We start from the raw sequence: 11,906 nt of genomic DNA, 5'->3' as shown, positions 1-11,906 counted from the left end.
CCCGTGGAGGCTATTGTGATCAACCCGAACAACACCATCCGCCTGACCGACGAACTGGAACGTCAACTGATGCTGCAGGCCATTGAAGAACAATTCCGTCCGCATCCGATGCGGGCCCTGGCCGCCGGCCTGCGCAAGCTGGCGCACGGTCTGCGCAGCCTGGCCGGCAAGACGAGCGCCAAAGACGCGCACTCTGCCGCCTGAGCGGACCCCGGCCCCCAGGCTCGCGCCTGACGAACGTTTTCCCCTTGGGGGCTGCACAGCCCCTTTTAAGACCCGCCCTAACCGGCGGGTTTTTTTTGCCCTGCAGGGCGGCCAGCGCGAAAGCGCGGCTCTGGCTCGCCTTTTCCCGCCGGGGCGCGTAATAATACGGCCCCATGACCGCCGCCCTTCCCCTGGACCAGACGCCCAACCGGCTACGCCGGTTTGCCTGCATGATGTACGAAGCCGTGCTGCTGTTCGGCGTGGTTTTCCTGGCGAGCTACCTCATGGACACGCTCACCCAGAGCCGCAGCGGCATGGACCTGCGGGGCCTGCGACAGGCCTGGCTGTTTCTGGTGATCGGGGCCTATTTCGTGATTTGCTGGCGGCGGCGCGGCCAGACTCTGCCCATGCAGACCTGGAACATCCGCCTCGTGGACCGCGACGGCAACACGCCGGGCACGGCGCGGCTCATTCTGCGCTACGTGCTCGCCTGGCCCCTGGTGCTGGCGGGCGCGGCGCTGGTCTGGGCGGCTTCGTCGCTGACCGGCTGGCGCTCCATGGACATGTTCATCGTGGCCGCGCCCTTCACCATCTTCGTGTGGTCGTGGTTCGATCCGGACGGCCAGTTCCTGCACGACAGGCTGCTGGGCACGCGCCTGCGCAACGCGCCGCCCCGGCCCAGGCGGCGTTGAGCGCAGGCTGGATTCACAAGACGTTACAAGCAGCAAAATCCGGCGGCGAAATAGCGCCTGGCTTTCAGAAAGTTGAAAGTCTCCGGCAAAGACAATGGGGCCCCTTTTTAAATGTCCCCATTATCATGCGAGCGTTTCTCTCCCGACTGTCGCTGGCCGCCAGCGCCTTGCTGTTCCTGCCTGCGGGCGCCTGCGCGCAGACCACCGAGGCCCGGCAGGAAATCGAGGTGGCCGCCCGAGCCGCCTATGCCGCCGCTCAGGCTGGTCCGTCCGACGTCAAGCTGGCGGACCAGGCGGTGGTGCACCTGCCCGAGCGGATGCTGTTCGTGCCGCGCCCGCAGGCCGAACGCCTGATGCAAGCCTACGGCAACGGCAAGGACGCGACGCTGCTGGGCCTGGTCATGCCCAAGGCCGACGACGAAGACTGGGTCATCACGGTCAATTTCGAGAAGGCCGGCTACATCAAGGACGACGACGCGCGCAACTGGAATGTGAGCGAACTGCTCACCAGCCTGCGCGAAGGCACCGAACAGTCCAACGAGGAGCGCAGCAAACTCGGCTTTCCCGAGCTGACGGTGGACGGCTGGGTGCAGGCGCCCCGCTACGACAGCGCCACCCAGCGCCTGGTGTGGTCGGTGGCGGCCAGGCACAAGAAGGCGGGCCTGTCGGAAGACCCCACCGTGAACTACAACACCTACGCGCTGGGCCGCGACGGCTACATCACGCTCGACCTCATTACCCAGAAAAGCGCGGTGCCCAAAGACAAGGGCGCCGTGCTGGCCCTGCTGGACAACCTGGAATACGTGGAAGGCAAGCGTTACGCCGACTTCAACGCCTCCACCGACAAGGTGGCCGAATACGGCCTGGCGGCGCTGGTGGCCGGCGTGGCCGCCAAGAAGCTGGGCCTGTTCGCCGTCATCGCCGCTTTCGTCGCGAAATTCGCCAAGGTGTTCGTGCTCGCCGCGGCGGCGCTGGGCGGCGGCCTCTGGAAGCGCCTGCGCGGCAAGAAGGAGAAAGCGCAGGACTCGCAGCAGGCATGAAACTGCTGTTCCTGCTGTTTTCCGGACTGAAGTTTCTCAAATTCGGAAAACTGTTCGCCACCGGCGGCAGCATGCTGCTGTCGGTGGCCGCCTACGCCCTGGTGTTTGGATGGCGGTACGCGGCGGGCTTCGTCGCCCTCATCCTGGTCCATGAGCTGGGCCACTACGTGGCGGCGCGGCAGCGCGGCCTGGATGTAGGCGCGCCGGTGTTCATTCCCTTCGTGGGCGCGTGGATCCAGCTCAAAGACCAGCCGCGCGACGCGGACACGGAAGCCTATGTGGGCCTGGGCGGGCCGTTCGCCGGCACCCTGGCCTCGCTGCTGTGCTATTTCGCGGCGCGGGAAACCGGCAGCAACCTGCTGCTGGCGCTTTCCTATGCGGGCTTCTTCATCAACCTGTTCAACCTCATCCCGCTCTCGCCCTTCGACGGCGGGCGCATCACGGCGGTGCTCACGCCGCGGGTATGGCTGGTGGGGGTGCCCGTGCTGGCCGCGGTGTTCCTGTGGCGGCCCAGCCCCATCCTGGTCCTGGTCGCGCTGCTGGCCATCCCCAACGTCGTGCGCGCGTTCAAGTACGACCCCGGCCTGCCGGAAAACCAGGCCTATTACGGCGTGTCGCTGGAAAGCCGGCTGACTTACGGCAGCGCCTACCTGGCGCTGGTCTGCCTGCTGGCGGTCATGGCGCACGACGTGCACGACATGCTGGGCGGGCTGCGCGGGCAGTAACGCGCGGGAAATCCGGGCCGGGTGTCACAACCCGGTCACCGCATATTCACATGGCCGTCATCGGCGGGTGATTTCATCTCCAGGCATGAGCACAGCGTCCCTGGAACCCACTGTGAACGACGTCCGCACGCACTGGCGCACTCTCTGGATATCCGACATTCACCTGGGCACCTCCGGGTGCAAGGCCGATTTCCTGCTCGATTTCCTCGAGCGCAACGATTCGGACACGCTGTATCTGGTGGGCGATATCGTGGACGGTTGGCAACTGCGCCGCCACTGGCACTGGCCCCGCACCCACAACGACGTGATCCAGCGCATCCTGCGCAAGGCGCGCAACGGCACCCGGGTGGTGTTCATTCCCGGCAACCACGACGAGTTCGCCCGGGAATTCATCGGCTTCGCGTTCGGAGACATCGAAATCCTGGACGAAGACGTGCACGTCACCGCCAAGGGCCTGCGGCTGCTGGTGCTGCATGGCGACCAGTTCGACGGCGTGGTGCGCCACAGCCGCTGGCTGGCCCACCTGGGCGACGGCCTCTACCAGTTCGCGCTCTGGATCAACCATCACTTCAACCGCCTGCGGCACCGGCTGGGACTGCATTATTGGTCGCTGTCGCAGTATCTGAAGCACCGCGTGAAGAACGCCGTTTCCTTTATCAGCGGTTTCGAGGAAGCGCTGGCGGGCGAGGCGCGCCGCCGCGACCTGGACGGGGTGGTGTGCGGCCACATCCACAAAGCGGAGCTGCGCGACGTGGGCGGCATCCTGTATTGCAACGACGGAGACTGGGTCGAAAGCCTGTCCGCGCTGGGCGAAACGCACGACGGGCAGCTGCAACTGCTGGACTGGGCGGCGGAGATGGCCGCGCGCCAGGCCGGCTTCTCCAAACGGCAGCCCCGCTCGCTCAGCTTGCCGGCGCTTCCCTCGGCGTTGCGGCGCCAAGGCCGGCACCCGTGATAACCCTTATACGTCCCCATTACGCAACGCGGATATTGCAGTTCCCGTCCCTCTAGGTCATGCTTGCAGCTTGGGGCGATGGGCCGGCGGCCCGTTCTCGCTGCAACATGCTTACAACATAGGGCCATGAACGACCAATATCAGGCGCTCTACCAAACATTCCGCTGGCTGGTTCCCACCCAGTTCAATATTGCGGAAGCGTGCTGCCACCGCTGGGCGTCCAGTACTCCGGACGCGCGTCGCATCGCCATCTACCACGAGGACGAATCCGGCAACCGCGAGGTCTGGACGTACGCCAGGTTGGGCGAAGCGACCAACCAGCTCGCCAACGGCCTGATGAAAATGGGCGTGGCGCGGGGCGACCGGGTCGCCGTGGTGCTCGGACAGCGCCCGGAAGCCGTGGTGGCGCACATGGCCATCTACAGCGTGGGCGCCGTGGCCATGCCGCTTTCGGCCCAGTCCGGCCCCGACGCGCTGCAAAGCCGGCTGTGCGACGCCGACGCGCACGTGGCCATCGTCGATCACGCTTCCAGCGCCAATCTGCTGTCTATCAGCGACAATTGCCCCAATCTGCACCAGATCATCGGCATCGGCTTCGCCGACGAGCGCGTGCTGCCCTGGCGCAGCCTGCTCGCCCGCCAGCCGGGCGAGTTCAAGACGGTACAGACGCTGTCTTCCGACCCCGCCATACTGCTCTACACCTCGGGCGCCACCGGCGCGCCGCGGGGCGCCCTGCTGCCGCACAGCGCCCTGATCGGCAGCCTGCCAGGCTTCGTGGCTTCGCAAGACTGGTTTCCGCGCCACGGCGACGTGTTCTGGACGCCCGCGGACTGGGCCGGGCCCGAAGGCCTGACCGACTCGCTGCTGCCCACCTTGTATTTCGGCCATCCCATCGTGGCGACGCGCGCGCGCTTCTCGCCCGTGCGAGCCTACGAACTGATGGAGCGCTACCAGATCACCAACGCCTGCCTGTCTCCCGCCGTGCTGCGCCAGCTGCGCCAGGCCGACCCCGAGCCGCGCGACCGCTACCGCCTGGCCCTGCGCAGCATCATGGCCAGCGGCCAGACGCTGGGCGCGGGGCTGTCCGCGTGGTGCGAATCGGCGCTGGGCGTGGAGCCCAACGAAATGTACGGCACCGCCGAGGCCAACTACGTCGTGGGCAACAGCCGCAAGCGCTGGCCCGCGCGTCCCGGCAGCATGGGGCGACCCTACCCCGGCCATCTCGTGGCCGTGCTGGACGAAGACGGCCGCCCCGCCGCGCCGGGCCAGGTAGGGGAGATCGCGGTCGGCCGCCAGGACATCCACGGCTTTCCCGACCCCGTCCTGTTCCTCGGCTACTGGGGCAACGACACGGCCACCCAGGCCCGCTGCACCGGCGACTGGTGCCGCACGGGCGACCTGGCCTCGGCCGACGCCGACGGCTATCTCTGGTATGCCGGCCGGGTCGAAGACGCTTTCGTCGCGGGCGGCCGCCGCATCGCGCCCGCGCCCATCGAACGCCGGCTGATGGAACACGCCGCCGTCAGCCAGGCGGCCGTGGTTCCCCGCCCCGACGCCGCGCAGGGCACAGCCGTGAAAGCCTACGTGGCGCTGGCCGCCGAAACGGGCCTGGACGAACGCGAATCCCTGGCCGAAACCCTGCGGGCGTACCTGGCCGAGGGCCTGCCCGCCCATGAAGTCCCGGCCGAAATCGAGTTCCTCGACGCCCTGCCCATGACCGCCAACGGCCGGGTGCAGCGCCGGATCCTGCGCCAGCTCGAAGAAGACCGGGCCCTCGCGGCGGCCAAGGCCGGAATCTAGGCCGGCCGGCGCCGCGGCGCGCAACCGAGACACACGCAAACCATGCCTATCTACCAACTCGACGACCTCATTCCCCGCATCGACCCCTCCGCCTATGTGGCCGACAGCGCCGACATCATCGGCAACGTGACGCTGGAAGCGGGCGTCAGTATCTGGTCCCACGTTTCCATCCGCGGCGACAATGACGCCATCCTCATCCGCGAGGGCACCAACATCCAGGAATCCAGCGTGCTGCACGTGGACGGCGGCTGTCCGATGGCCATCGGGCCCAACGTCACCGTCGGCCACCAGGCCATGCTGCACGGATGCACCATCCACGAGGGCGCGCTGGTGGGCATGCAGGCCATCGTCCTGAACCGGGCCGTCATCGGCCGCAATTGCCTGATCGGCGCCGGCGCCATCATTCCCGAAGACCGCGTCATCCCCGACAATTCGCTGGTGATCGGCATCGGCAAGATCGTGCGCGAGCTCTCGGCGGACGAAATCGCCAACATGCACAAGAACACCGCGCACTACGTGGCGCGCGGCCAGCATTACCGCAAGGCGCTCAAGCGCCTGGACTGAGCGTCCGCCCGCCCCCGCCGATCGGCTAACATTCCACCCATGACCGATCAACTCAAGAAATACCTCTACGCGGACCGCAGCCTGCGCGTGCAGGCGGTGCGCCTGCACGACACCTGGCAGGCCGTCCAGGCCAACCACGACTACCCGCCCGCCATCCTGCAACTGCTCGGCGAACTGGTCGCGGCCGCCACGCTGCTGGCCGCCAACATCAAGTTCGACGGCTCGCTGGTCCTGCAGATCCAGGGCGACGGCCCCATCGCCCTGCTGGTGGTGGAATGCCGCGCCGACCTCAGCCTGCGCGCGACCGTGAAAATGCGCGAAGGCCACGACGTGCCGGCCCATGGCGACATGCAGAGCCTGCTCAACCCGGGCGGCAACGGCCGCTTCATCGTAGTGCTCGACCCGCGCAACAAGGTTCCCGGGCAGCAGGCCTACCAGGGCATCGTCCCCCTGGAAGGCGACACGGTGGCGCAAGCCCTGCAGCACTACATGAAAGCCTCCGAGCAGCTCGACACCCGCCTGTGGCTGGCGGCCGACGGCCAGCACGCCGCCGGCCTGCTGCTGCAGCGCCTGCCCGTGCATGGCGGCGGCGACAACCCGCTGCTGTCGGCCGAGGCCGCCGACGAGAGCTGGGAGCGGGCGCTGGCGCTGGCCTCCACGCTCAAGAACGACGAATTGCTGGAAACGGACACCGACACGCTCATCCGCCGCCTGTACTGGGAAGAAACCCTGCAGGCCTTCGAGCCGCTGCCCGTGCGCTGGCACTGCCCGTGCACCCGCGAGCGGGTGGCCGGCATGCTGCGCTCGCTGGGCCGGGCCGAAATCGAGGAAATCGTGGCCGAGCAGGGGCAGGTGGAAGTCTCCTGCGACTTCTGCGGCAAGCCCTATGTGTTCGACGCCGTGGACTGCGCCGCGCTGTTCTCCAACAGTGCGCCGGCCGCTGACGACAAGCCGCCCACGATGCACTGAGCCGGCCGCCCGCCCCCCGGCAACCACGTATCGCCAGGCGTTCACGGCACGCGCCATACTGCGCAGCCATGAACGCCTTTTTTCTGCCTTCCATCCGCCGACGACGCCAATCGGGCGCCGCCGCCGTCGAATTCACGGTGCTGGCTGCGCTGCTTCTGCTGCTGGGGCTGGCCGCCATCGAGGCGGCCCGCTGGCACCAGGTTCGCCAGGTACTGCACCTGGCCTTGCTGGAAGCGGCCCGCGCGGGCGCCATGGCGCATGGCGATCCCCGGCGCATCCGCGCCGCATTCCTGCAGTCCCTGTTGCCCCTGCATGCCCATCCGCAGGGGCCGGCCGAGGCGGCGCGGCGGCGCGACCGCGCCCTGGAAAGCCTGGAGCGGAACGCCGGGCTGCCCGCCTGGCGCATCGAGGTGCTGTCGCCCGCGCCGGATGCGTTTCGCCGCCATGCGCGCCGCTGGCCCGCGCGCGCGGGCCAGCTTCCGGCCGATGCCGCCGGCCTGCCCGCCATCGGCAACGATTTCCAGCCTGAGCAGCACGCCCGCCCGCCGGCCGGACCCGGGCCGGATATCTTCGAGGCCAATACGCTGCGCCTGCGGCTGCGCTACCTGCATCGGCCCATGCTGCCGCCGGTGCGCGCACTGCTAGGCTTGTGGGACGGCGGGCCCGACGCCTACAACCGGCGCGCACTGGCGCGGGGCCTGCTGCCCATGCAAATGGAACTGGCGCTGGAAATGCACTCGCATCCGGTCGACTGGGCGCGGGCGCGCCGCCGGACCGAGAACGTGACGCATGGAAAATGCGAAGCAGCGGCCTGCGATTGAGGCCGCCGTTGCGGAAGGCGCGCCGGGCCGTTCCGTGCCGGGTGGATGCGCCAGTATGGAGGTGCCGGAGGAGGTTTCGGGTGGAGGGGCCGGCGCCGGTGCGCCGGCGCTCATGCCCCCAAAGGCGCGGGCTCGCTCAGTGCCCTTCCCTGTGCCCTTGAGGCGGCCGCGTGGCGTTGCCTGGCGCGGCAGACGCCGCCGGGCGGCCAGCCGGCTGCGCGCGGGCCGGCGCGGCGGGCTTTGCGGCCGGCTTGGAAGCGCTGGCGTTGAGCACCGCTCCGCCGGCCGGCGCAGGCGTGTCCTTGGGCAGGATATGCACGAAAACCTCGCCTTCGCGCATCATGCCCAGTTCGCCCCGCGCCCGTTCCTCGATGGCGCCGGTGCCCGTCTGGAGGTCGCGCACCTCGGCCTCCAGCGCCGCGTTGCGCGCGCGCAGGCCTTCGTTGGTTTCGCGCTGCTCGGCGACCTGCCGCTGCAGGTCCCAGACCTTGAACCAGCCGCCCTTGCCCAGCCAGAGCGGATATTGGATCAGGCCTAGCAGCACGAACAGCACCAGGAACAGCAGGCGCATACGCGGGAACCCTCAGCAGTCGTGACGCGGATACGGCCACAGCGCCTTCGCGCCGCGGCCGTGCTTGCATTAGCGCAGGTTGTAGAAGGCTTCCAGACCAGGGTAGGACGCCACTTCGGCCAGTTCCTCTTCGATGCGCAGGAGCTGGTTGTACTTGGCCATGCGGTCGGAACGCGACAGGGAGCCGGTCTTGATCTGCATGGCGTTGGTGGCCACCGCGATGTCGGCGATGGTGGAATCTTCGGTTTCGCCCGAGCGGTGCGAAACCACGGCGGTGTAGCCGGCGCGCTTGGCCATTTCGATGGCCGCGAAGGTTTCGGTGAGGGTGCCGATCTGGTTGATCTTGATGAGGATGGAGTTGGCGATGCCCTTCTGGATGCCTTCGCGCAGAATCTTGGTGTTGGTGACGAACAGGTCGTCGCCCACGAGCTGCACCTTGCGGCCGAGCTGTTCGGTCAGCAGCTTCCAGCCATCCCAGTCGTTTTCGGCCATGCCGTCTTCGATGGAGATGATGGGGTACTTGTCGCACCACGTGGCCAGCAGGTTGGCGAACTCCTGCGACGAGAGCGAGATGCCGCCTTCGCCGGCCAGCGTGTACTTGCCGTCGCGGAAGAATTCGGAGCTGGCGCAGTCCAGGCCCAGCGCGATCTGCGTGCCCGGCTCGTAGCCGGCCTCGGTGATGGCCTTGAGGATGAGCTGGATGGCCGCTTCGTGGTTGGCCACGTTGGGGGCGAAGCCGCCCTCGTCGCCCACGGCGGTGGACATGCCCTGGCTGTGGATCAGCTTCTTGAGCATGTGGAACACTTCGGCGCCCCAGCGCAGGGCTTCGCGGAAGCTGGCCGCGCCCACCGGCAGGATCATGAATTCCTGCAGGTCCAGGGTGTTGTTGGCGTGCGCGCCGCCGTTGATGACGTTCATCATGGGCACGGGCATGCTCATGGGGCCGCTGCCGCCGAAATAGCGGTACAGCGACAGGCCGGACTCGTCGGCGGCGGCACGAGCCACGGCCATGCTGGCGGCCAGGATGGCGTTGGCGCCCAGGCGTTCCTTGGACTCGGTGCCGTCCAGCTCGATGAGCGTGCGGTCGACGAAAGTCTGTTCCTGGGCGTCCAGGCCCATCAGGGCCTCGGAGATCTCGGTGTTGAGGTTCTCGACGGCGCGCAGCACGCCCTTGCCCAGATAGCGGCCCTTGTCGCCGTCGCGCAGTTCGATGGCTTCGCGGGCGCCGGTGGACGCGCCCGAGGGCACGGCCGCGCGGCCCATGGCGCCGGATTCCAGCAGCACGTCGCATTCGACGGTGGGGTTGCCGCGCGAATCGAGGATCTCGCGGCCGATGATATCGACAATTGCACTCATGACTTTAGATTCCCTGAACGATAAACATATTCATGACGGCCGCGCCTTCGCGGGCGTTGCGGGCGCGGCGATACTGCCAGGAGTCGTAGAAGGCCTGCGCCGCCGCCATGGAGGGAAATTCCATGACGACGGTGCGGCCCGGCTCGCGTCCCTCGAGGCGCTTGGAATCGCCGCCGCGCACCAGGATCCTGGCATCGTACGCGCGCATGGCCAGCGTGGACAGGCGCTTGTAGTCTTCGTACTGCGCGGGCTTGGTCACGGTGACGTCGGCGATCAGGTAGGCACTCATGGGGTTCCTTCAGAGCAGTTGCGTAGCGGTGAGGGTAACAGTTGAGGCGGCGCATTGGATACGCCCTGCCCCGGGCGGACGACGCCGCGGCGCCCCCGTGCAGGCGGGCGCCGCTGGGAAACAGGCTCGTGGCTCGGCAACTTCCGGTTGCGATTCGAAACCACGAGCCGTCATCACGCCTCCTGGCCGCGCCGGCCTTTCTGTTCGATGGCGGCGCGGATGTAACTCGAAAAGAGCGGATGGCCGTCGCGCGGGGTGGACGTGAATTCCGGGTGGAACTGCACGCCGATGAACCACGGATGACCGGGGAGTTCCATCATCTCGGGCAGGTTCTCGGTGGGCGTGCGCGCGCTGATGACCATGCCGGCCTCTTCCAGGCGCGGCACGTAGACGTTGTTGACCTCGTAGCGGTGGCGATGGCGCTCGTTCACCTCGTTGCCGTAGATGGCCTGGGCGCGGGTGCCCGGCTTGATGGGGCAGCGCTGCGCGCCCTTGCGCATGGTGCCGCCGAGGTCGGACGAGGCGTCGCGCTTCTCGACCTTGCCCTCGCGGTCCATCCACTCGGTGATGAGGGCCACCACGGGATGCGGCGCGGAGGGATCGAATTCGGTGCTGTTGGCGCCGCCCAGGCCGGCCACGTGGCGCGCGAACTCGATGACCGCCAGCTGCATGCCCAGGCAGATGCCCAGGTAGGGCACGCCGTTCTCGCGGGCGTAGCGGATGGCGGCGATCTTGCCCTCGGTGCCGCGCTTGCCGAAGCCGCCCGGCACGAGGATGGCGTCCAGGTGCTTGAGCTGGTCGGTGCCCCGGGTTTCGAGGTCTTCGGAATCGATGTATTCGATGTTCACCTTGCAGCGGGTGTGGATGCCCGCGTGCACCAGCGCCTCGGTGAGCGACTTGTACGACTCGGTGAGGTCGACGTACTTGCCCACCATGCCGATGGTGATCTCGTGCTGGGGATGCTCCAGGGCATCGACCAGGTTGTCCCACATGGACAGGTCGGCGGGCGGAGGATTCAGGCCCAGCGCCTCGCACACGATGTTGTCCACGCCCTGCTTGTGCAGCATGGCGGGGATCTTGTAGATGGAGTCGGCGTCCCAGACGGAGATCACGGCGTCCAGCGGCACGTTGGAGAACATCGAGATCTTGGCGCGCTCGTCGTCGGGAATGGGACGGTCGGCGCGGCACAGCAGCGCGTTGGGATAAATGCCGATTTCGCGCAGCTTCTGCACCGAGTGCTGCGTGGGCTTGGTCTTGAGCTCGCCGGCCGAGGCGATGAACGGCACCAGGGTGAGATGCACGAAGGCGGCATTGTTGCGGCCCAGGCGCAGGCTCATCTGGCGCGCGGCTTCCAGGAACGGCAGCGATTCGATGTCGCCCACCGTGCCGCCGATTTCGACGATGGCCACGTCGGTGTTGCCGTTCCAGGCGGCGTCGGCCCCGCGGGCGATGAAGTCCTGGATCTCGTTGGTAATGTGCGGAATGACCTGGACGGTCTTGCCCAGGTAATCGCCGCGGCGCTCCTTGCGCAGCACGGATTCGTAGATCTGGCCCGTGGTGAAATTGTTCACCTTGTGCATGCGGGCGGAGATGAATCGCTCGTAATGGCCCAGGTCCAGGTCGGTTTCGGCGCCGTCTTCGGTGACGAACACCTCGCCATGCTGGAACGGGCTCATGGTGCCCGGATCGACGTTGATGTAGGGATCGAGTTTCAGCAGGGTGACCTGCAGACCGCGGGATTCGAGGATGGCGGCAAGCGACGCGGCGGCGATGCCCTTGCCCAGGGAAGACACCACACCGCCGGTGACAAAGACGTATTTGGTCATCGTAATGAGCACCCGGGACGAACGGGCGCGTGCGGGAAATTTGGATTATAGCCAAGTGATCGCGCCCGTATGGGTTTTCCCTTAATTCCACCAC

General features: G+C 67.5%; 13 protein-coding genes. 9 read left to right on the top strand and 4 right to left on the bottom strand.

The features are described 5' to 3' along the window. Positions 1-15 precede the first annotated feature (15 nt). The 9 genes from NGJ44_RS09810 (at position 16) to NGJ44_RS09770 (ending at position 7,770) form a co-directional block, all read left to right on the top strand. The gene (locus NGJ44_RS09810; RefSeq protein ID WP_053245582.1) at positions 16-204 is read left to right on the top strand and encodes a hypothetical protein; all 189 of its coding nucleotides are present in this window, start codon (positions 16-18) and stop codon (positions 202-204) included. Positions 205-377: 173 nt separating this feature from the next. Continuing rightward, entirely contained in the window at positions 378-896 is a 519-nt protein-coding gene (locus NGJ44_RS09805) for an RDD family protein (protein WP_251863805.1), read from the top strand. 125 nt (positions 897-1,021) lie between these two features. Further along, positions 1,022-1,936 (top strand): DUF2167 domain-containing protein, encoded by a 915-nt coding sequence (locus NGJ44_RS09800; protein ID WP_251863804.1) that lies wholly within the window; start codon positions 1,022-1,024, stop codon positions 1,934-1,936. After that, positions 1,933-2,661, top strand: coding sequence for a site-2 protease family protein (locus NGJ44_RS09795; RefSeq protein WP_053245584.1), 729 nt, complete (start codon positions 1,933-1,935; stop codon positions 2,659-2,661). Before NGJ44_RS09800 ends, NGJ44_RS09795 begins: the two co-directional genes overlap by 4 nt. 85 nt (positions 2,662-2,746) lie before the next feature. Further along, the gene (locus tag NGJ44_RS09790; protein ID WP_152968093.1) at positions 2,747-3,616 is read left to right on the top strand and encodes a UDP-2,3-diacylglucosamine diphosphatase; all 870 of its coding nucleotides are present in this window, start codon (positions 2,747-2,749) and stop codon (positions 3,614-3,616) included. 126 nt (positions 3,617-3,742) lie between these two features. Further along, entirely contained in the window at positions 3,743-5,416 is a 1,674-nt protein-coding gene (locus NGJ44_RS09785) for an acetate--CoA ligase (protein WP_251863803.1), read from the top strand. Between the two features lie 42 nt (positions 5,417-5,458). Next, on the top strand, positions 5,459-5,980 hold the full coding sequence (locus tag NGJ44_RS09780) for a gamma carbonic anhydrase family protein (RefSeq protein ID WP_053245586.1): 522 nt from the start codon (positions 5,459-5,461) through the stop codon (positions 5,978-5,980). A gap of 39 nt (positions 5,981-6,019) precedes the next feature. Continuing rightward, entirely contained in the window at positions 6,020-6,949 is a 930-nt protein-coding gene (gene hslO, locus NGJ44_RS09775) for an Hsp33 family molecular chaperone HslO (RefSeq protein WP_053245587.1), read from the top strand. A gap of 68 nt (positions 6,950-7,017) precedes the next feature. Next, entirely contained in the window at positions 7,018-7,770 is a 753-nt protein-coding gene (locus NGJ44_RS09770) for a TadE/TadG family type IV pilus assembly protein (protein ID WP_251863802.1), read from the top strand. 136 nt (positions 7,771-7,906) lie between these two features. Here the strand turns inward: NGJ44_RS09770 and ftsB are convergent, their stop codons facing one another. The 4 genes from ftsB to pyrG form a co-directional block, all read right to left on the bottom strand. Further along, a complete protein-coding gene (gene ftsB / locus NGJ44_RS09765) occupies positions 7,907-8,341 on the bottom strand; it encodes a cell division protein FtsB (RefSeq protein WP_251863801.1) in 435 nt (144 codons plus the stop codon). Between the two features lie 69 nt (positions 8,342-8,410). Further along, a complete protein-coding gene (gene eno / locus NGJ44_RS09760; protein ID WP_053245927.1) occupies positions 8,411-9,697 on the bottom strand; it encodes a phosphopyruvate hydratase in 1,287 nt (428 codons plus the stop codon). A 4-nt stretch (positions 9,698-9,701) separates the two neighbouring features. Next, positions 9,702-9,986: a DUF1330 domain-containing protein gene (locus tag NGJ44_RS09755; protein ID WP_251863800.1), complete on the bottom strand. Its 285-nt coding sequence runs from the start codon at positions 9,984-9,986 to the stop codon at positions 9,702-9,704. Positions 9,987-10,159: 173 nt separating this feature from the next. Further along, complete coding sequence (pyrG, locus tag NGJ44_RS09750) at positions 10,160-11,812, bottom strand: CTP synthase (RefSeq protein ID WP_053245928.1); 1,653 nt, start codon at positions 11,810-11,812, stop codon at positions 10,160-10,162. Positions 11,813-11,906: the final 94 nt, after the last annotated feature.

It is taken from the genome of Achromobacter sp. Marseille-Q4962, assembly GCF_943737005.1.
GTDB lineage: Bacteria > Pseudomonadota > Gammaproteobacteria > Burkholderiales > Burkholderiaceae_B > Achromobacter.
This window is presented reverse-complemented; position numbering and strand designations above follow the sequence as displayed.